The sequence below is a fragment of the Burkholderia sp. 28_3 genome (genome assembly GCF_003253915.1).
GTDB lineage: Bacteria > Pseudomonadota > Gammaproteobacteria > Burkholderiales > Burkholderiaceae > Burkholderia > Burkholderia cenocepacia.
This window is the reverse complement of sequence record NZ_QKZF01000007.1, coordinates 41,358-61,379: the sequence shown is the minus strand read 5'-3', so window position 1 is coordinate 61,379 and position 20,022 is coordinate 41,358. Positions and strand designations below refer to the sequence as shown.

16 protein-coding genes are annotated in these 20,022 nt (G+C 69.3%); 15 read left to right on the top strand and 1 reads right to left on the bottom strand.

The annotated features are described in order from the left end of the window. The first annotated feature begins 101 nt into the window (after window positions 1-101). The 14 genes from DFS13_RS17075 (at window position 102) to DFS13_RS17010 (ending at window position 18,053) form a co-directional block, all read left to right on the top strand. Window positions 102-1,853: an IlvD/Edd family dehydratase gene (locus DFS13_RS17075; RefSeq protein WP_111441908.1), complete on the top strand. Its 1,752-nt coding sequence runs from the start codon at window positions 102-104 to the stop codon at window positions 1,851-1,853. A 116-nt stretch (window positions 1,854-1,969) separates the two neighbouring features. Further along, window positions 1,970-2,899 carry a dihydrodipicolinate synthase family protein gene (locus DFS13_RS17070; RefSeq protein WP_034203128.1) on the top strand — a complete coding sequence of 310 codons (930 nt, stop codon included), beginning with the start codon at window positions 1,970-1,972 and terminating at the stop codon, window positions 2,897-2,899. Window positions 2,900-2,924: 25 nt separating this feature from the next. Beyond that, window positions 2,925-3,854, top strand: a complete 930-nt coding sequence (locus DFS13_RS17065) for a Gfo/Idh/MocA family protein (protein WP_006494295.1) — start codon at window positions 2,925-2,927, stop codon at window positions 3,852-3,854. A 93-nt stretch (window positions 3,855-3,947) separates the two neighbouring features. Then, entirely contained in the window at window positions 3,948-4,961 is a 1,014-nt protein-coding gene (locus tag DFS13_RS17060; RefSeq protein ID WP_006485098.1) for an arabinose ABC transporter substrate-binding protein, read from the top strand. Window positions 4,962-4,982: 21 nt separating this feature from the next. Continuing rightward, on the top strand, window positions 4,983-6,530 hold the full coding sequence (gene araG / locus DFS13_RS17055) for an L-arabinose ABC transporter ATP-binding protein AraG (RefSeq protein WP_034203129.1): 1,548 nt from the start codon (window positions 4,983-4,985) through the stop codon (window positions 6,528-6,530). Between the two features lie 36 nt (window positions 6,531-6,566). Beyond that, window positions 6,567-7,592, top strand: coding sequence for an L-arabinose ABC transporter permease AraH (gene araH / locus DFS13_RS17050; protein WP_006485094.1), 1,026 nt, complete (start codon window positions 6,567-6,569; stop codon window positions 7,590-7,592). Window positions 7,593-7,648: 56 nt separating this feature from the next. Then, entirely contained in the window at window positions 7,649-8,557 is a 909-nt protein-coding gene (locus DFS13_RS17045) for an SMP-30/gluconolactonase/LRE family protein (protein WP_111441907.1), read from the top strand. A 102-nt stretch (window positions 8,558-8,659) separates the two neighbouring features. Beyond that, a complete protein-coding gene (locus DFS13_RS17040) occupies window positions 8,660-9,163 on the top strand; it encodes a MarR family winged helix-turn-helix transcriptional regulator (RefSeq protein ID WP_034203131.1) in 504 nt (167 codons plus the stop codon). Between the two features lie 235 nt (window positions 9,164-9,398). Then, window positions 9,399-10,229: a p-hydroxycinnamoyl CoA hydratase/lyase gene (locus tag DFS13_RS17035; protein ID WP_006494300.1), complete on the top strand. Its 831-nt coding sequence runs from the start codon at window positions 9,399-9,401 to the stop codon at window positions 10,227-10,229. A 71-nt stretch (window positions 10,230-10,300) separates the two neighbouring features. Continuing rightward, complete coding sequence (locus tag DFS13_RS17030; RefSeq protein ID WP_105866263.1) at window positions 10,301-11,749, top strand: aldehyde dehydrogenase; 1,449 nt, start codon at window positions 10,301-10,303, stop codon at window positions 11,747-11,749. After that, window positions 11,746-13,647, top strand: a complete 1,902-nt coding sequence (locus DFS13_RS17025) for a feruloyl-CoA synthase (protein ID WP_034203133.1) — start codon at window positions 11,746-11,748, stop codon at window positions 13,645-13,647. Before DFS13_RS17030 ends, DFS13_RS17025 begins: the two co-directional genes overlap by 4 nt. Before the next feature lie 225 nt (window positions 13,648-13,872). Beyond that, window positions 13,873-15,078, top strand: coding sequence for a 3-(3-hydroxy-phenyl)propionate transporter MhpT (mhpT, locus tag DFS13_RS17020; protein WP_111441906.1), 1,206 nt, complete (start codon window positions 13,873-13,875; stop codon window positions 15,076-15,078). 68 nt (window positions 15,079-15,146) lie between these two features. After that, window positions 15,147-16,295 carry a porin gene (locus DFS13_RS17015; protein ID WP_034178491.1) on the top strand — a complete coding sequence of 383 codons (1,149 nt, stop codon included), beginning with the start codon at window positions 15,147-15,149 and terminating at the stop codon, window positions 16,293-16,295. A gap of 33 nt (window positions 16,296-16,328) precedes the next feature. Next, on the top strand, window positions 16,329-18,053 hold the full coding sequence (locus DFS13_RS17010; protein WP_105866265.1) for a tannase/feruloyl esterase family alpha/beta hydrolase: 1,725 nt from the start codon (window positions 16,329-16,331) through the stop codon (window positions 18,051-18,053). A gap of 67 nt (window positions 18,054-18,120) precedes the next feature. Here DFS13_RS17010 and DFS13_RS17005 read toward each other — a convergent pair whose 3' ends face one another. Next, window positions 18,121-18,597, bottom strand: coding sequence for an Lrp/AsnC family transcriptional regulator (locus tag DFS13_RS17005; RefSeq protein WP_006485043.1), 477 nt, complete (start codon window positions 18,595-18,597; stop codon window positions 18,121-18,123). Between the two features lie 180 nt (window positions 18,598-18,777). On the opposite strand from DFS13_RS17005, the gene DFS13_RS17000 reads away from it, so the two are divergent. Next, window positions 18,778-20,010, top strand: a complete 1,233-nt coding sequence (locus DFS13_RS17000; RefSeq protein ID WP_043204489.1) for a diaminopropionate ammonia-lyase — start codon at window positions 18,778-18,780, stop codon at window positions 20,008-20,010. Window positions 20,011-20,022 lie beyond the last annotated feature (12 nt).

Below are 20,022 nucleotides of genomic sequence, written 5' to 3'. Positions count from 1 at the left end.
ATCGATATCGGAATCGATATCGTAATCGCCAAAAACGTCATTAGCCAGTTATCAAAATTCTGCCTAGACTGCGCCGGTATCCCGTCACCACAGGACTGACGATGTCGGCAACAAAACCCAGGCTGCGCTCCGCCCAATGGTTCGGCACGAACGACAAGAACGGCTTCATGTACCGGAGCTGGATGAAGAACCAGGGCATTCCCGATCACGAATTCGACGGCCGGCCGATCATCGGCATCTGCAATACGTGGTCCGAACTGACGCCGTGCAACGCGCACTTCCGCAAGCTCGCCGAGCACGTGAAGCGCGGGATTTCGGAAGCGGGCGGCTTCCCGGTCGAGTTCCCGGTGTTCTCGAACGGCGAATCGAACCTGCGGCCGTCGGCGATGCTCACGCGCAACCTCGCGTCGATGGACGTCGAGGAAGCGATCCGCGGCAACCCGATCGACGCGGTCGTGCTGCTCGCCGGCTGCGACAAGACGACGCCCGCGCTGCTGATGGGCGCGGCAAGCTGCGACGTGCCGGCGATCGTCGTGTCGGGCGGCCCGATGCTCAACGGCAAGCTCGAAGGCAAGAACATCGGTTCGGGCACGGCCGTGTGGCAACTGCACGAAGCGCTGAAGGCCGGCGAGATCGACCTGCATCACTTCCTGTCGGCCGAAGCCGGGATGTCGCGCTCGGCCGGCACCTGCAACACGATGGGCACCGCGTCGACGATGGCGTGCATGGCCGAGGCGCTCGGCGTCGCGCTGCCGCACAACGCGGCGATTCCGGCCGTCGATTCGCGCCGCTACGTGCTCGCGCACATGTCGGGCATCCGCATCGTCGAGATGGCGCTCGAAGGGCTCGTGCTGTCGAAGGTCCTGACGCGTGCGGCGTTCGAGAACGCGATCCGCGCGAATGCGGCGATGGGCGGCTCGACCAACGCGGTGATCCACCTGAAGGCGATCGCCGGCCGCATCGGCGTGCCGCTCGAACTGGAAGACTGGATGCGCATCGGCCGCGACACGCCGACGATCGTCGACCTGATGCCGTCGGGGCGCTTCCTGATGGAGGAGTTCTATTACGCGGGCGGGCTGCCGGCCGTGCTGCGCCGGCTCGGCGAAGGCGGGCTGCTGCCGCACCCGGACGCGCTGACGGTCAACGGCAAATCGCTGTGGGACAACGTGCGCGAAGCGCCGAACTACGACGACGAGGTGATTCGTCCGCTCGACCGGCCGCTGATCGCGGACGGCGGCATCTGCATCCTGCGCGGCAATCTCGCGCCGCGCGGCGCGGTGCTGAAACCGTCGGCGGCGAGCCCCGAACTGCTCAAGCATCGCGGCCGCGCGGTGGTGTTCGAGAACCTCGACCACTACAAGGCGACGATCAACGACGAAGCGCTCGACGTCGACGCGAGCTCGGTGATGGTGCTGAAGAACTGCGGGCCGCGCGGCTATCCGGGCATGGCCGAGGTCGGCAACATGGGGCTGCCGCCGAAGCTGCTGCGCCAGGGCGTGAAGGACATGGTGCGGATTTCCGATGCGCGGATGAGCGGCACCGCGTACGGCACGGTCGTGCTGCACGTCGCGCCGGAAGCGGCCGCCGGCGGGCCGCTCGCGGCCGTGCGCAACGGCGACTGGATCGAGCTGGACTGCGAGGCCGGCACGCTGCATCTCGACATTCCGGATGAAGAGTTGCAGCGCCGCCTGTCCGACGTCGATCCGACCGCGGCGCCGGGCGTGGCCGGCCAGCTCGGCAAGGGCGGCTACGCGCGGCTGTATATCGATCACGTGCTGCAGGCGGACGAGGGGTGCGACCTCGACTTCCTGGTCGGCACGCGCGGCGCGGACGTGCCGAGCCATTCGCATTGAGCAGGCGGGCGGCGCGACCTGCGTCGCCGCCGGTTGCGGGCCTTCCCGGCCCGCGCTTCATGAAACCGTGAACGCATGACGGCCGGCGACAACCGGGCCGAAGCAGGACGCGAACCATGACATCGAGCAGCACGCCGCGCTATCGCGGCATCTTTCCCGTCGTTCCGACGACGTTTGCCGATACCGGCGAGCTCGACCTCGCGAGCCAGAAGCGCGCGGTCGATTTCATGATCGACGCCGGCTCGGACGGGCTGTGCATCCTCGCGAACTTCTCCGAGCAGTTCGCGATCACCGACGACGAACGCGACGTGCTCACGCGCACGATCCTCGACCACGTGGCCGGCCGCGTGCCGGTGATCGTCACGACGTCGCACTACAGCACGCAGGTGTGCGCGGCGCGCAGCCTGCGCGCGCAGCAGCTCGGCGCCGCGATGGTGATGATGATGCCGCCATATCACGGCGCGACGTTCCGCGTGCCGGAAGCGCAGATCTTCGACTTCTATGCGCGCGTGTCGGATGCCATCGACATTCCGATCATGATCCAGGACGCGCCCGCGAGCGGCACCGCGCTGTCCGCGCCGTTCCTCGCCCGGATGGCGCGCGAGATCGAGCAGGTCGCGTACTTCAAGATCGAGACGCCGGGCGCGGCGAACAAGCTGCGCGAGCTGATCCGGCTCGGCGGTGACGCGATCGAGGGGCCGTGGGACGGCGAGGAAGCGATCACGCTGCTCGCCGACCTCCATGCGGGCGCGACCGGCGCGATGACGGGCGGCGGCTTCCCGGACGGCATCCGGCCGATCCTCGAAGCGTTCCGCGAAGGGCGGCACGACGATGCGTTCGCGCATTACCAGGCGTGGCTGCCGCTGATCAATCACGAGAACCGCCAGTCCGGGATCCTCACCGCGAAGGCGCTGATGCGCGCAGGCGGCGTGATCGCGTGCGAGCGGCCGCGGCATCCGATGCCGGAACTGCACCCGGACACGCGCGCGGAATTGCTCGCGATCGCGCGCCGGCTCGATCCGCTCGTGCTGCGCTGGGCGCGCTGAGCGATTCGCGAAGGAGAAAGGCACGATGAGTGAACCGATTTCGCTGGGCGTCGTCGGGATCGGCAAGATCGCACGCGACCAGCATCTGCCGGCGATCGCCGCCGAACCGGGCTTCGCGCTGACCGCATGCGCGAGCCGCCACGCGGAAGTCACGGGCGTACGCAACTACTCCGACCTGCGCGCGCTGCTCGCCGCCGAACCCGAACTCGACGCGGTGTCGCTGTGCGCGCCGCCGCAGGTGCGCTACGCGCAGGCGCGCGCCGCGCTCGAAGCCGGCAAGCACGTGATGCTCGAGAAGCCGCCGGGCGCGACGCTCGGCGAAGTGGCCGCGCTGGACGCGCTGGCCCGCGAGCGCGGCCTCACGCTGTTCGCGACCTGGCATTCGCGTTGCGCGAGCGCGGTCGAGCCCGCGCGCGCGTGGCTCGCGCACCGCGCGATCCGCGCGGTGCAGGTGCGCTGGAAGGAAGACGTGCGGCGCTGGCATCCGGGGCAGCAGTGGATCTGGGAGCCGGGCGGCCTCGGCGTGTTCGATCCGGGCATCAACGCGCTGTCGATCGTCACGCGGATCCTGCCGCGCGAACTCGTGCTGCGCGAGGCGACGCTCATCGTGCCGAGCGACGTGCAGACGCCGATCGCGGCCGAACTCGATTGCGCGGATACCGACGGCGTGCCGGTGCGCGCGGAATTCGACTGGCGCCACGGTCCCGTCGAGCAATGGGAGATCGCGGTCGACACGGCCGACGGCGTGCTCGCGATCAGCCGCGGCGGCGCGCAATTGTCGATCGCGGGCGAGCCGGTCGAGATCGGGCCCGAACGCGAATACCCGGCACTGTATGCGCACTTCCATGCGCTGATCGCGCGTGGCGAAAGCGACGTCGACGTGCGGCCGCTTCGGCTCGTCGCCGATGCCTTCCTGTTCGGCCGGCGCGTGCAGACCGACGCGTTCGGCCGCTGAACCTGCGCGCGCGCTTCGGTACGACGAAGCGCGCGCGACGAATGATTGATTACGGCACACATCACGGCATCAGCCGATACAAAGGAGACACCCATGAACCGCACGACTCACACGATTCGCCGCCATACCCTGCGCGCGCTGCTGGCCGCGCTCTGCATCGCGCCGCTCGGCATGCAGGGCGCCGCGCACGCCGACGCGCCGCTGAAGATCGGCTTCCTCGTGAAGATGCCGGAGCAGGCGTGGTTCATCAACGAGCAGAACGCGGCGTCCGCGCTCGGCCAGAAGGAGAATTTCTCGGTCGTGAAGATCGGCACGCCGGACGGCGAGAAGGTGCTGGCCGCGATCGACAACCTCGGTTCGCAGGGCGCGCAGGGCTTCGTGATCTGCGCGCCGGACGTGCGCCTCGGGCCGGCGATCGCGTCGCGCGCGAAGCGCTACAACATGAAGTTCGTGACGGTCGACGACCAGCTCGTCGATTCGAGCGGCAAGCCGCTGCCGAACGTGCCGCACCTCGGGATGTCGGCGACCAAGATCGGCAACCAGGTCGGCCAGGCGATCGCCGACGAGATGAAGCGGCGCGGCTGGAAGCCGGAAGAAGTCGGCGCGCTGCGCGTCACCAACTACGAGTTGCCGACCGCGAAGCTGCGCACCGACGGCGCGACGCAGGCGCTGCTCGCGAACGGCTTCCGCAAGGAAAACATCTTCGACGCGCCGCAGAAGACCACCGACGACGAAGGTGGCTTCAGTGCGGCGGCGCCGGTGCTCGCGCGCCATCCGAACGTGAAGAAATGGGTGATCTACGCGCTGAACGAGGAAACCGTGCTCGGCGCGGTGCGCGCGACCGAACAGCTGCACATCCCGGCGGCCGACGTGATCGGCGTCGGCATCAACGGCGCGGGCGAGGCGTTCGCCGAGTTCCAGAAGAAGGAGCCGACCGGCTTCTACGGGACGATCGCGGTCAGCTCGACGAACCACGGCAAGGACAGCACGCAGAACCTCGTCGACTGGATCCGCAACGGCAAGACGCCGCCGGCCGACACGCAGACGAGCGGCAAGCTGATGACGCGCGCGAACTGGCAGGCCGTGCGCGCCGAACTCGGTATCTGAGCGGGGCGAGGCGAGAACGCGATGACGATGCAGACGATCACGGCCGCGTCCGGCCACGACGCCGAAGCGGGCATGCGGCCGGACGGCCCGCTGCTCGCGCTCGACGGCATCACGGTGACGTTTCCGGGCGTGCGGGCGCTCGACGCGGTGTCGCTGTCGGTGCGCGCGGGCGAGGTGCACGGGCTGATGGGCGAGAACGGCGCGGGGAAATCGACGCTGCTGAAGGTGCTGTCCGGCGTGAACCAGCCGCAGGCCGGCACGCTGACGCTGAACGGCACGGCGCAGCGCTTCGCGTCGACGCGCGCGGCGCTCGAGGCCGGCATCGCGATCATCTACCAGGAACTGCATCTGGTGCCCGAGCTGACGGTCGCGGAAAACCTGATGCTCGGGCAATTGCCGAGCCGGCTCGGCGTGGTCGACGAGCGCACGCTCGCCGCGCGCGCGCTCGATGCGCTGGAGCGGCTCGGCGAGCACATCGATCCGGGCATCCCGGTGAAGTATCTGTCGATCGGCCAGCGCCAGATGATCGAGATCGGCAAGGCGCTGATGCGCGACGCGCGCGTGATCGCGTTCGACGAACCGACGAGTTCGCTGTCCGCGCGCGAAACCACGCAGCTGTTCCGGATCATCCGCGCGCTGCGCGCGGAAGGCCGCGCGATCATCTACGTCACGCACCGGATGGAGGAGGTCTATGAACTGTGCGACCGCGTGACGGTGTTTCGCGACGGTCGCCGCATCGACACGTTCGATTCCGTCGCCGATCTCGACCGCGACCGGCTGATCGGCTGCATGGTCGGCCGTTCGATCGAGGACGTGTACGGCTACCGGCCGCGTGCGGCCGGCGACGTGCTGATCGAAGCGAAGGGGCTGGCGGGGCCGGGGCTGGCCGAGCCCGTGTCGTTTACCGCGCGGCGCGGCGAGATCGTCGGCTTCTTCGGGCTCGTCGGCGCGGGCCGCTCCGAGCTGATGAAACTGCTGTACGGCGCTGTGCGACCGAGCGCCGGGCACGTCGAGCTGGACGGCAAGCGGGTGGCGTTCGGCAGCCCGCGCGACGCGGTGCGCGCCGGCATCGCGCTGTGCCCGGAAGACCGCAAGCAGGAAGGCATCGTCGCGATCGCGTCGGTGGCCGACAACCTGAACATCAGCGCGCGCCGTCATTTCAGCCCGGCGCGCGTGCTGCTCGACGGGCGGCGCGAACGCGAGCTCGCGCAGCAATACATCGAGCGCCTCGCGATCAAGACCCGCGACGGCGACACGCCGATCGGCGCGCTGTCGGGCGGCAACCAGCAGAAGGTCGTGCTCGCGCGCTGGCTGGCCGAGCGCATCGACGTGTTCCTGATGGACGAGCCGACGCGCGGTATCGACGTCGGCGCGCGCGCGGAAATCTACAACCTGTTCTACGAACTCGCGGAAGCGGGCCGCACCGTGATCCTCGTGTCGAGCGATCTGGCCGAGGTGATCGGCGTGTCGGACCGCATCGTCGTGATGAAGGAAGGACGGGTCGCGGGCGAGGTCGCGAAGGCGGACGCGACGCCCGATGCGCTGATCAAGCTCGCGCTGCCGCGCTAGCGGCGTGCTGTTCAACCGGAAAGCAAGTGAACTGATATGAGCCAGGCAATGCAACCCCAACGTACTTCCCCGTCCCCGGATGCCGCGGCCGCGGCCACGCCCGCGCGGCCACGCGGCGGCGTGTGGCAGCTGATCAACCGCTCCGGCATCGTGATGGTGTTTCTCGTGCTGTTCGCGGTGCTGTCGATGACCGTGCCGGACTTCCTCACGCCGCGCAACATCCAGGGCCTGTTGCTGTCGGTCACGCTGATCGGCTCGATCGCGGTGACGATGATGTTCGTGCTCGCGCTCGGCGAGGTCGACCTGTCGGTCGCGTCGATCGTCGCGTTCTCGGGCGTCGTCGCGTCGACGCTGATCACCGCGACGCACAGCGTCGTGCTCGGTATCGCGGCCGGCGTGCTCGCGGGTGGGGCGGTCGGGCTCGTGAACGGCGTGTTGATCGCACGTTACCGGATCAACTCGCTGATCGTCACGCTCGCGATGATGGAAGTCGTGCGCGGGCTCGCGTTCATCACGTCGAACGGCGACGCGGTGATGATCTCGGAAGAGCGCTTCTTCGATCTCGGTGGCGGGTCGTTCCTCGGTATTTCGTATCCGATCTGGAGCAACATCGTCGGCTTCGTCGTGTTCGGCTTCCTGCTGCGCAAGACGGTGTTCGGCAAGAACGTGCTGGCCGTCGGCGGCAACGGCGAGGCGGCGCTGCTCGCGGGGCTGCCGGTGATGCGCATCAAGATCGCCGTGTTCGTGCTGCAAGGGCTCGTGACCGGCTTCGCCGGCGTGATGCTCGCATCGCGGATGAGCCTCGGCGACCCGAAGACGTCGGTCGGCCTCGAACTCGGCGTGATCTCCGCATGTGTGCTCGGCGGCGTGTCGCTGACGGGCGGCGTCGCGACGATCTCCGGCGTGCTGGTCGGCGTGCTGATCATGGGCTCCGTGCAGGACGCGATGAGCCTGCTGAACGTGCCGACCTTTTACCAATATCTGATACGCGGCGGAATTCTGTTGCTCGCGGTGCTGTTCGACCAGTATCGTCGCAACCAGCGGCGCGCGATGAAGATCTGATTTCGGTGATGGCGCGGCCGCCCGCGAACGCGACAGATCAGACATCGGGAGACGGCATGCAACAGACTCATCCGGCCGCGTCGGCGACGCTGCTGGCCGACAGCCGCAACACGCTCGGCGAAGGCGCGACGTGGTGCGACAGGACGCACGCGCTGTATTGGGTGGACATCGAAGGCGCGCAGCTGTGGCGCTGCCGCGCGGACGGCTCAGACCTCGCGCAGTGGGCGATGCCCGAACGGCTCGCGTGCTTCGCGCTGACCGACGAGCCGGACGTGCTGCTCGTCGGGCTCGCGACCCATCTCGCGTTCTTCGACCTGCGCAGCGGCGCGTTCACGCGGATCGTCGACGTCGAGCCCGACTTGCCGACGCGGCTCAACGACGGGCGCTGCGACGGGGCCGGCGCATTCGTGTTCGGGATGAAGGACGAAGGCGCCGAGCCGCCGCGCGCGGTCGGCGGGTTCTATCGGCTCAATTCCGACCTCACGCTCGAACGGCTCGCGTTGCCGCCGGCCGCGATCGCGAACAGCATCGGGTTCTCGCCGGACGGTTCGAAGATGTATTTCTGCGATTCGCTGGTGCGCGAGATTTTCGTGTGCGATTACCGTGCGGGTGGCGACGTCGCGAACGTGCGGCCGTTCGCGCGGCTGATCGATGCCAATGGCGATCCGGACGGGTCGATCGTCGATCGCGACGGTGGGCTGTGGAATGCGCAGTGGGGCGGCAGGCGCGTGGTGCGTTATGGGCCGGACGGGGTCGAGACGGATCGCGTTGAAGTGCCGACCGCGCAGCCGAGCTGCGTTGCGATCGACGGTGAAGGCCGGCTGTATGTGACGAGTGCGCGTGTTGACCTCAGCGATGACGCGCTGGCCGGCGATGCGCACGCGGGCGGCGTGTTCGTCGCGCAGACGCGCTACGCGGGGCTGCCGACCGCGCGGTTCGCGGGCCGGCGTGCGTCGCACGGCTGACCGCCGCAGCCGACCGCGCGTACCGCGCGTGTCGCGTACAACCGGACAGAACGACGTTTCGCGTGCTGGTAAGATGGCTCGCAATTCCATCCAGCACGCGCTATGAGTTCCACCCCGACCAAGCCCGCCCGTTCGAAACCCGCCGCGAAGGACGCCGCCCGCGCCACGGGCGACAAGCCGAAAGCGCGCGTGCAACAACGTCTGACCTACGTGATCGGCGGCCTCGACCGGCTGCTGCGCCGTCACATGACCGACGCGCTCGCGCCGCTCGGCATCACGCTCGCGCAATACACGGCGCTGTCGGTGCTCGAGGCGCGCGGCGCATCGTCGAACGCGCAACTGGCCGAGCGCTCGTGGATCACGCCGCAATCGGCGAACGAGGTGATGAGCGTGATGGCCGCGCGCGGTTTCGTCACGCGCGAAGCCGACCCGTCGCACGGCCGCATCATCCTGCTGAAGCTGACCGACGCAGGCGCGGCGATGCTGCGCGAATGCGAAGCCGTGCTGCGCCCGCTCGAGGCCCGCATGCTGGGCGACATCCCGGCCGACGACGCCGCGCACGTGCAGCGCGCGCTCGAACTGTTCTCGCGCAACCTGCGCGGCTGAGCGCCTCCCCGATTTTCACGACGCGGGCCCGTTCGGCCCGTGCGCGCTTCGTCCGCGCCATCCGCGATCGCCCGACCGCTCCCTGATTTCCCCGCCGCATTCTCCGGTTTCCGCTCCGGGTTTACACCGGCGCTCGTGCCGCTTGCAATATCAGGTAGCCTGATATTAAATGAAGTCGTCCGCAGCACGCAGGCTGCGCACCGAATCGCACTGGAAACGAACGACAGGAACAGACATGAGCAAGTACGACAACCGCTGGCAGACCGTTGAAGTGAAAGTGGAGGCCGGCATCGCGTGGGTGACGTTGAATCGCCCCGAGAAGCGCAACGCAATGAGCCCCACGCTGAACCAGGAGATGCTTCAGGTGCTCGACGCGGTCGAGTTCGACGACGAGGCGAAGGTGCTCGTCCTGACCGGCGCGGGGGCCGCATGGACGGCCGGCATGGATCTGAAGGAGTATTTCCGCGAGATCGACGGCGGCCCGGACGCGTTGCAGGAAAAGGTGCGCCGCGACGCATCGGAATGGCAGTGGCGCCGCCTGCGGATGTACGGCAAGCCGACCATCGCGATGGTGAACGGCTGGTGCTTCGGCGGCGGGTTCTCGCCGCTCGTCGCGTGCGACCTCGCGATCGCGGCCGACGAAGCGGTGTTCGGGCTGTCGGAGATCAACTGGGGCATCCCGCCCGGCAACCTCGTCAGCAAGGCGATGGCCGACACGGTCGGACACCGCCGCGCGCTGCACTACATCATGACCGGCGACACGTTCACCGGCGTCGAAGCCGCGGAGATGGGCCTCGTGAACAGCAGCGTGCCGCTCGCCGGGCTGCGCGACGCGACGATCGCGCTCGCCGCACGGCTGATGGACAAGAACCCGGTCGTGCTGCGCGCGGCGAAGCACGGCTTCAAGCGCTCGCGCGAACTCACGTGGGAGCAGTGCGAGGATTACCTGTATGCGAAGCTCGACCAGGCGCAACTGCGCGACCCGGAGCGCGGCCGCGAACAGGGGCTGAAGCAGTTCCTCGACGACAAGGCGATCAAGCCGGGTCTGCAAGCCTACAAGCGCTGATACAAGCGCGGACGCAGCCGCCGGCTTCCCCGCCGGCGTAATCGCAAGAGACAGGCAAGGCAGGAGACGACATGACCGACAGACGGATGCTGATCGGCGGCGAGTGGTGCACCGCCCGCGACGGCCGCACCTTCGACCGCTTCAACCCCGCGACGGGCGCGCTTGCGTCGCGCGCGCCGGCGGCCGGCAGCGCCGACGCCGACGCGGCGATCGACGCCGCGCACCGCGCGTTCCCCGCATGGGCGGCGCTCGCGCCGACCGAGCGCCGCCGGCTGCTGCTGAAGGCGGCCGACCTGATGGACGCGCGCATCGACGAGATCATCGCGACCGGCGTCGCCGAAACGGGCGCGACGCCCGGCTGGATCGGCTTCAACGTGACGCTCGCGGCGAACATGCTGCGCGAGGCCGCGTCGATGACGACGCAGATCGCCGGCGACGTGATTCCGTCCGACGTACCGGGCAATCTCGCGCTCGCGATGCGGGCGCCGTGCGGCGTGGTGCTCGGCATCGCGCCGTGGAACGCGCCGGTGATCCTCGGCACGCGGGCGCTGGCGATGCCGCTTGCGTGCGGCAACACGGTCGTGCTGAAGGCGTCCGAGGCGTGCCCGGGCGTGCACGCGCTGATCGGCGCGGTGCTGGACGAAGCCGGGCTCGGCGCCGGCGTGGTCAACGTGATCACGCACGCGGCGGCCGATGCACCGGCGCTTGTCGAACGGATGATCGCGCATCCGCATGTGAAGCGGATCAATTTCACCGGGTCGACGCACGTCGGCCGCATCATCGCGCGCCACGCGGCTGCGCACCTGAAACCCGTGCTGCTCGAACTCGGCGGCAAGGCGCCAGTGCTGGTGCTCGACGATGCGGATCTCGATGCAGCCGTCGACGCGATCGCGTTCGGCGCGTTCTTCAACCAGGGGCAGATCTGCATGTCGACCGAGCGCGTGATCGCCGCGCGGCCGGTCGCCGATGCGCTCGTCGAGCGGCTCGCCGCAAAGGCGCGCACGCTGGTTGCCGGCGATCCGCTGGCCGGCCATCCGCTCGGCACGATGGTCGATGCGACGGCCGCCATGCGCGCGGCGTCGCTGGTCGAGGATGCGCGTGCGCACGGTGCGCATCTGCCGCTCGGCTGCCGCGTCGAAGGCGCGACGATGCAGCCGGCGATCGTCGACGGCGTGACGCCCGAGATGCGCCTGTATCGCGAGGAATCGTTCGCGCCGGTCGTCGCGATCCTGCGTGCGGACAACGACGACGAAGCGGTCGCGCTCGCGAACGACAGCGAGTTCGGGCTGTCGGCGAGCGTGTTCAGCCGCGACGTCGCGCGCGCGATGGCGGTCGCGCGCCGAATCGAATCGGGGATCTGCCACATCAACGGGCCGACCGTGCACGACGAAGCGCAGATGCCGTTCGGCGGCACGAAGGCGAGCGGCTACGGCCGCTTCGGCAGCCGCGCGTCGATCGCCGAATTCACCGAGCTGCGCTGGATCACCGTGCAGACCGCGCCACGGCATTACCCGGTATGAGCGAGCCGACGATGAATGTTGAGACGCCCGCCAGCGGCCCGATGAACGACACGGGCGCCGTGCGCTATCGCGCGGCCGCCGTCGCGGTCGGCGCGGCCGAGATTCGCCGCGCCGACGACGGTACCTGGTACCTGCGCTCGCGCGAACCGCTCGGCGATTACCCGACTCGCGTGACCGACTGCCTCGTGCGCGGCGCGCAAGCGCATCCGGACCGTGTGCTGGCCGCGCGGCGCGGCGCCGACGGCCGCTGGATCGAGATCACGTACGCGCGGATGCTCGAACGCGCCCGCGCGCTCGGCCAGGGCCTCGTCGATCTCGGGCTGTCGGCCGAGCGCCCGCTCGCGGTGCTGTCCGGCAACGACCTCGAGCATCTGCAGCTGATGTTCGCGGCGATGCTGGCCGGCGTGCCGTACTCGCCGATCTCGCCCGCGTATTCGCTGGTGTCGACCGACTACGGCAAGCTGCGTCACACGCTCGGCGTGCTGCGGCCGGGCGCGGTGTTCGTCGCCGAACGCGCGCCGTTCGCGCGGGCGCTCGATGCGACGTTGCCGGCCGATGCGGCGCTGATCGTCGCGCACGATGCCGATGTCGATGCCGAGGGCCGCGCGGTGCCGCTGTCGCGCCTGCTCGCCACCGCCCCGCGCACGATCGACGCGATTCACGAGGCGGTCGGCCCCGACCATCTCGCGAAGATCCTGTTCACGTCCGGTTCGACGAAGCAGCCGAAGGCCGTGCCGACCACGCACCGGATGCTGTGCAGCAACCAGCAGATGTTGCGGCAGACGATGCCGGAACTGACGCGTGAGCCGCCGGTGCTGGTCGACTGGCTGCCGTGGAATCACACGTTCGGCGGCAGTCACAACCTCGGCATCGCGCTGTACAACGGCGGCACGCTGTATATCGACGACGGTCGCCCGGTGCCCGGCCGCTTCGACGAAACCGTGCGCAACCTGCGCGAGATCGCGCCGACGATCTACTTCAACGTGCCGAAGGGCTGGGAGGAACTGACCGCCGCGCTCGAACGCGATGCCGAATTGCGCGACACGTTCTTCTCGCGCGTGAAGCTGTATTTCTTCGGCGGCGCGGGGCTGTCGCAGGCCGCGTGGGACCGGCTCGATCGTGTGACCGAAGCGCATTGCGGCGAGCGCATCCGGATCATGGCCGGCCTCGGGATGACGGAGGCGTCGCCGTCGTGCCTGTTCACGACGGGGCCGCTGATGCGCGCCGGGTATATCGGGCTGCCCGCGCCCGGCTGCGACGCGAAGCTGGTGCCGTGCGGCGGCAAGCACGAACTGCGCTTCAAGGGGCCGAACGTGATGCGCGGCTACTGGCACGCGGACGTCGATCCGCGCGACGTGTTCGACGACGAAGGCTACTACCGCAGCGGCGACGCAGGCGTCTTCGCCGATCCGGCGCGGCCGGAACTCGGGCTGCTGTTCGACGGGCGGCTGACCGAGGATTTCAAGCTGAGCAGCGGCACGTTCGTCAGCGTCGGGCCATTGCGCGCGAATGCGGTGTCGACGGGCGCGCCGTACGTGCAGGACGTGGTCGTCACCGGGATCAATCGCGACGACATCGGCTTGCTGGTGTTTCCGCGTGTCGACGCGTGCCGTGCGCTGGCAGGGCTCGCCGCGGATGCGTCGGTGACCGACGTGCTGCGCGCGCCGGCCGTGCGCGCGGCGTTCGCGGCGTGGCTTGCCGCGCTGAACCGGAACGCGAGCGGCGGGTCGACGTTCGTCGCGCGAATCCGGCTGATCGACACGCCGCCGTCGCTCGATCTCGGCGAGGTGACCGACAAGGGTTCGCTGAACCAGGCGGCCGTGCAGAAGCATCGCGCGGCGGCGATCGAAGCACTGTACGACCCGGCGCGGCGCGATCCCGACGTGATTTACGCGTAAGCGCACGCACGGGCAGCAACGAGCAGCAAGCAGTCAGCAACAACAAGCAGGCACAACGACCGGCCGGCCACGACACCGGCGGGCATTCTTGCGGCCAGTGAATCAGGTTGCCTGATAAAGGCGGCCTTTCATTCGACACCTCGCGCGCCGAACCGCCACTGGCCGGCGGCGGCGCGCGACGGTCGTTGCACGGCCGACCGACTACAAAGACATGGGACTGGAGACATGAACACTTACGTTGCCGAAAAATCCACGGTCGCGACCACGCTGGCGTTGTGTTTCGCGATCGCCCTCCTCGAAGGGCTCGACCTGCAGTCGGTCGGCGTCGCCGCGCCGCGGATGGCGCGCGAATTCGGGCTGTCCGTATCGCAGATGGGCATCGCATTCAGCGCGGGCACCTTCGGGCTGCTGCCGGGTGCGATGCTCGGCGGGCGGCTCGCCGACCGGATCGGCCGCAAGCGCGTGCTGATCGCGTCGACCGTGCTGTTCGGGCTGCTGTCGATCGCGACCGCGCAGGTCTCGAGCTTTGCGATGCTCGTCGTCGTGCGCGTGCTGACCGGTATCGGCCTCGGCGGCGCGATGCCCAACCTGATCGCGCTGTCGTCCGAAGCGGTCGAGCCGCGCTCGCGCAGCAGCGCGGTCGCGACGATGTACTGCGGGATCCCGTTCGGCGGCGTGATCGCGTCGCTGATCGGCGTGCTGCTCGCGGGCGATACCGAATGGCGCCACATCTTCTACATCGGCGGCCTGGGGCCGCTGCTGCTCGTGCCGCTGCTCGTGTGGTGCCTGCCGGAATCGCGCGCGTATCTCGACGTCGCGGGCACGCAGGCCGCGCGCGCCAGCGTCGCCCGGACGCTGTTCGGCGACGGCCGTACGACGTCGACGCTCGCGCTGTGGGTCAGCTACTTCTGCACGCTGATCGTCCTCTACTTCCTGCTGAACTGGCTGCCGTCGCTGATGGCCGCGCGCGGGCTCGATCGCGCGCACGTCGGCCTCGTGCAGATCGCGTTCAACGTCGGCGCGGGGCTCGGCGCGCTCGGCATCGGCGCGGCGCTCGACCGGATGCGCGCGTCGCGCGTGGTCGGCGGCATGTACGTCGGCATCGTGCTGTCGCTCGCCGCGCTAGCGGCCGCACCCGGCTTCGCGTCGCTCGCGGCGGCTGCGTTCGCGGCCGGGATGTTCGTCGTCGGCGGCCAGTCGGTGCTGTATGCGCTGGCCGCGATGTACTACCCGACCGCGATGCGCGGGACCGGCGTCGGCTCGGCGGTCGCCGTCGGCCGGCTCGGCTCCGTCGTCGGCCCGCTCGCGGCCGCGACGTTGCTGGCCGCCGGCCGCAGCGCGCCGGTCGTGATCGGCGCGAGCATCCCCGTCACGCTGGTCGCGGCCGTGGCCGCGCTGCTGTTGATCCGCCGCCCGCGGGCCGGCGACTGACATTGCCCGGTTTTTTCGATGCGCGCCGTCAGAGCGCGCGATTCAACATGGTCTGGAGACGCAACGAAATGAAGACGAAGACAAGGAATGGCCTGCTGGCCGCCGGCGCGTGCTGCGCGCTCGCCGCGCCGGGCGCGCACGCGCAGTCGAGCGTGACGCTGTACGGGATCATCGATACGGGCGTCGAATTCGTGTCGCACGCGAACGCGGCCGGCGATCACGTGGTGCGGATGCCGGGCGTGACGGGCGAACTGCCGTCGCGCTGGGGGCTGCGCGGCAGCGAGGATCTCGGCGGCGGCTATCAGGCGGTGTTCACGCTCGAAAGCGGCTTCAACGTGCGCGGCGGCGATCTCGGCCAGGGCGGCCGGCTGTTCGGGCGCCAGGCGTTCGTCGGGTTGAAGAGCGGCTTCGGCACGCTCGCGTTCGGCCGCCAGTACACGATGACCTATCTCGCGCTGCAGGGCGCGGACATCATCGGCCCCGACATCTACGGGCTCGGCTCGTTCGACGCGTACGTGCCGAACGGCCGCGCCGACAATGCGGTGACCTACCTCGGCACGTATCGCGGCGTGACGCTCGGCGCCGCGTATTCGTTCGGCCGCGACGGCGCGGGCACCGGCAATTCGCCGGGGCAGGGCACGTGCGCGGGGCAGGTGCCGGGCGACGCGGTGCAATGCCGCAACTGGTCGGTGATGCTCAAGTACGACAGCGCGTACTTCGGTGCGGCGGCGTCGTACGAGGAACAGCGCGGTGGTACCGCAGCGGCCGCCAACTTCTTCGACGGCGTGGCGCCCGTTCCCTTCACCAGCAGCGGCGGCAAGGATGCGCGCACCCACGTGAGCGCGTATGCGCAAGCGGCCGGTGCGAAGATCGGCGCGGGCTGGATCGGGCGGCGCGTGTCGACCGGTTCGCCGGCGGCGGCGGGCGCGCATTCGGACCTGTTCTTCGTCGGCGCGTCGTATGCGGTGAAGCCCGATTTCATCGTCGACGGCGAAGGCTACCGGATCGTCAATTCCGCGCACGACACGCGCGCGACGATGGCCACGCTGCGCGCGACCTATCTGCTGACCAAGCGCACGGCCGTCTATGCGCAATCGTCGTATCTGTGGAACAGCGCGCATGCACGCTACTCGGTCAGCGGCGGCGGGCCCGGCACCACGCCCGGCGCGGGGATGGGGCAGCTCGGCGCGATGGTCGGCATGCGGCACATGTTCTGATTCACTGGCGTGACGAACCGAACGGGAGCTATCTTGAACAGAAAATCTGCATTCCTTTGCATTGCGCCGTTGTCTGCCGCCGCGATGCTCGCCGGGTGCGGCGGCGACGATTCGGTCAGCGCCGCGCCCACGCACCTGAGCGCCGCGACGCCGGCCGCGATGGCGCAGACCTGCGACGCGCTCGCCGCGAAGCTCGCGTATGCGAACACGTCGTTCACGTCGGTGACGACCGCCGCGGCCGGCACGCTGACGGTGGCCGGCAAGCCGGTCGCCGAACACTGCGTGATCGCCGGGAAGATGAACGAGCGCGTGAGCGCGGTGGACGGCAAGACCTATGCGATCGGCTTCGAGATGCGTTTGCCGAAAGCATGGAACGGCCGCTTCTTCTACCAGGCGAACGGCGGGCTCGACGGCAACGTCGTGACCGCGACCGGCGAGATCGGCGGCGGCGGCCCGCTGACCAACGCGTTGAACCAGGGTTTCGCGGTGATCAGCTCGGATTCGGGGCACAGCGCCGCGCAGAATCCGCTGTTCGGTCTCGATCCGCAGGCGCGGATCGATTACGGCTACGGCGCGGTCGACGCGCTGACGCCGATGGCCAAGCAGGTGATCCGGCTCGCGTACGGCAAGGCGCCCGATCGCAGCTATTTCGGCGGCTGCTCGAACGGCGGCCGTCACGCGATGGTCACGGCGGTGCGCAACCCGGCCGACTACGACGGCATCATCGCGGGCGACCCGGGCTTCCATCTGCCGAAGGCGGCGATCGGCGAGATGTATGGCGCGCAGCAGTTCGCGAAGATCGCGTCGGCCACCGGAACGAACGGGCTGCCGGATATCCGCAGCGGTTTCAACGATGCGGAGCGCCAGTTCGTCGGCGCGAAGATTCTCGAGAAATGCGATGCGCTCGATGGCGCGGCCGACGGGATGGTGCAGGACGTCGCCGCATGCCAGGCGCACTTCAGCGTCGAGGCCGATATCCCGACCTGCGCGAACGGCACGCGCACGGGCGCCTGCCTGACGCCTGCGCAGAAAACCGCGCTGGAGAACGTGTTCGCCGGTGCGCGCAACAGCGCGGGCACGGCGCTCTACGCGAGCTTCCCGTACGATCCGGGCATCTCGGGCCCTGGTTGGGCCGGGTGGAAGCAGTCGAATTCCGTCACGCTCGATCCGGCCGCGATGGCGTTCACGTTCATGACGCCGCCGAAAACCGCCGCGGCGCTCGCGAACCTGCCCGGCTTCGCGCTCGGTTTCGACATGGACAACGACGCGCCGGCGATCTTCGCGACGAACGGGGTTTATACCCAATCGTCATGGTCGTTCATGACGCCGCCCGACGAGACGAACCTGTCCGCGCTGAAGGCGCGCGGCGCGAAGCTGCTCGTCTATCACGGCACGGGTGATCCGGTGTTCTCGTTCAACGACACGCGCGACTGGTATGCGAACGTCACGCAGGCGAACGGCGGCGACGCGTCGAACTTCGCGCGCTTCTATCCGGTGCCGGGGATGAATCACTGTTCGGGCGGGCCGGCGGCCGACCAGTTCGACATGCTGACGCCGCTCGTCGCGTGGGTCGAGCAGGGGCAGGCGCCGGCCGCGATCGTGGCCGCCGCGCGCGACACGACGAACGCGGTGCCGAACGCGGACGTGCCCGCGTCGTGGGGCGCGGGACGCACGCGGCCGTTGTGCCCGTATCCGCAGGTCGCGCGCTACAACGGCTCGGGCGACGTGAATTCGGCGGCGAGCTTCAGTTGTCGCTGACGTAGCCGTCGATGGGAGGCGGCCGGCGCATGCAACGATGTGCCGGCCGCTTCATGGCCTCATTCATTTACTCGCCGGCATCGACCGGCACGTCGAGCCCGACCTTCACGCGGCTCATGCTCACCAGCGTCTTGAACCGCTTCACGTTGTTGTTCGCGAAGAACAGCTCGCGCGTGAGCGCGTTGTACTGATCCATGTTGCGCACCGCGAGGATCAGCACGAAATCCCATTCCCCCGTCACGTAGTAGCACTGCTGGATCTGCGGGCAGCGCTCGAATGCGCGCTTCATCGCGTCGAGCTGGTCGATCTGCTCGCTCTCGACCTCGACGTTCACGACGATCGTCAGCGGATGATCGACCTTGTCCGGCGCGACCACGGCCGTGTAGCGCTCGATCACGCCGTCTTCCGCGAGGCGCCGCAGCCGCCGGTTCACCGCGGCCGTCGACAGGTTGACGCGCGCGCCGAGCTCGGCTTGCGGCGTCTGCGCGTCGCGCTGGACTTCCATCAGCAACTTGCGATCGAACGCATCGAGAGGGGTCGTCATGACGGTGTGTCGAACCTCGGAAGAATGAGAAATTTTTGCGTCTGGGCCATCGATTTGGCGATTTTGTTGACCGGCATGCGCAATATTATTTTTCCAACCGCCGGCCAGCGCAACCCGCGCCTGCCCGACCCGACCCACCCGACGGACCGCCCGCGCGGTCCCGATCCGGAGCTTTTCGTCATGCTGATCGCCAACCCGCGCGCGTCGCGCACCGCTTACCCGAACGCGCTGCGCCGCGTGATGAACATCGCGTCGGCCGACGAAAGCGGCGCGTGGCTCGCGCACTGGCCGCTCGTCGGCCACGCGCGCACGCCGCTGCGCGCGCTGCCCGATCTGGCCGCGCGGCTCGGCGTCGCGAGCGTCAGCGTGAAGGACGAGTCGTGCCGCTCGCCGCTCGGCAGCTTCAAGGCGCTCGGCGCGCCGATCGCGCTGGTGCGGCTCGTGAAGCGGCTGCGGCGCACGCAGGCGCTCGATCCGCAGGGGCTCGTCACCGGCCGCTACGCGGCGGAGCTGGCCGACCTGACGGTGATCAGCGCGACCGACGGCAATCACGGCCGCGCGCTGGCTGCCGCCGCGCGCGCGATCGGCTGCGGCTGCGTGATCGTGCTGCACGCGAACGTCGACGCCGAGCGCGAACGCGCGATCTCGGCCTACGGCGCGCGGATCGTGCGCATCGCGGGGAACTACGACGAATCGGTCGTCTGCGCGGCGCAGCTCGCGCAGGCGAACGGCTGGTACGTCGTGTCGGATACGTCGTACGACGGCTACGAAGCGATTCCGCGCGACGTGATGCAGGGCTACGGCGTGATCGCCGCCGAAGCGGCCGCGCAGGCCGCGGAGGACGACGGACGGCCGTTCACGCACGTGTTCCTGCAAGGCGGCGTGGGCGGCCTCGCCGCGGGCGTCGCGAGTTACCTGTGGGAGCGCGACGGCGTGCAGCGGCCACGCTTCGTCGTCGTCGAGCCGCGCCAGGCCGATTGCCTGTACCAGAGCGCGTTGGCCGGCCGTGCGACGAAGGCGACCGGCAGCGTCGATTCGGTGATGGCCGGGCTCGCATGCGGCGAGGCGTCGCCGCTCGCGTGGGATTTCCTCGAGATGTGCATCGATTACTTCATGCTGATCGACGACGAGGACGCGGTGCAGGCGATGCGCGGCCTCGCGGCCGGCAGCGCACGCGACGTGCCGGTCGTCGCCGGCGAATCGGGCGCGGCCGGCGTGGCCGGGCTCGACGTGCTGATGCGCGACCCGGCGCTCGCGCGGCAGGTCGGGCTCGATGCGAATGCGCGCGTGCTGGCGATCAACACGGAAGGGGCGACCGCGCCGTCCGTGTACCGGCATTGCGTCGGCGAGACGGCCGACGCGGTGCTGGCGCGCCAGCGCGACTGGCTGAGCCGCGTGGCGGTGGCGGCCTGAACGACATGACGA

Coding starts and splice junctions, on each gene's coding strand:
- araG (WP_034203129.1), top strand. CDS start 4,983: ATGACGATGCAGACGATCACGGCCGCGTCCGGCCACGACGCCGAAGCG.
- araH (WP_006485094.1), top strand. CDS start 6,567: ATGAGCCAGGCAATGCAACCCCAACGTACTTCCCCGTCCCCGGATGCC.
- mhpT (WP_111441906.1), top strand. CDS start 13,873: ATGAACACTTACGTTGCCGAAAAATCCACGGTCGCGACCACGCTGGCG.
- DFS13_RS17040 (WP_034203131.1), top strand. CDS start 8,660: ATGAGTTCCACCCCGACCAAGCCCGCCCGTTCGAAACCCGCCGCGAAG.
- DFS13_RS17075 (WP_111441908.1), top strand. CDS start 102: ATGTCGGCAACAAAACCCAGGCTGCGCTCCGCCCAATGGTTCGGCACG.
- DFS13_RS17035 (WP_006494300.1), top strand. CDS start 9,399: ATGAGCAAGTACGACAACCGCTGGCAGACCGTTGAAGTGAAAGTGGAG.
- DFS13_RS17070 (WP_034203128.1), top strand. CDS start 1,970: ATGACATCGAGCAGCACGCCGCGCTATCGCGGCATCTTTCCCGTCGTT.
- DFS13_RS17065 (WP_006494295.1), top strand. CDS start 2,925: ATGAGTGAACCGATTTCGCTGGGCGTCGTCGGGATCGGCAAGATCGCA.
- DFS13_RS17005 (WP_006485043.1), bottom strand. CDS start 18,597: ATGACGACCCCTCTCGATGCGTTCGATCGCAAGTTGCTGATGGAAGTC.
- DFS13_RS17000 (WP_043204489.1), top strand. CDS start 18,778: ATGCTGATCGCCAACCCGCGCGCGTCGCGCACCGCTTACCCGAACGCG.
- DFS13_RS17060 (WP_006485098.1), top strand. CDS start 3,948: ATGAACCGCACGACTCACACGATTCGCCGCCATACCCTGCGCGCGCTG.
- DFS13_RS17045 (WP_111441907.1), top strand. CDS start 7,649: ATGCAACAGACTCATCCGGCCGCGTCGGCGACGCTGCTGGCCGACAGC.
- DFS13_RS17015 (WP_034178491.1), top strand. CDS start 15,147: ATGAAGACGAAGACAAGGAATGGCCTGCTGGCCGCCGGCGCGTGCTGC.
- DFS13_RS17030 (WP_105866263.1), top strand. CDS start 10,301: ATGACCGACAGACGGATGCTGATCGGCGGCGAGTGGTGCACCGCCCGC.
- DFS13_RS17025 (WP_034203133.1), top strand. CDS start 11,746: ATGAGCGAGCCGACGATGAATGTTGAGACGCCCGCCAGCGGCCCGATG.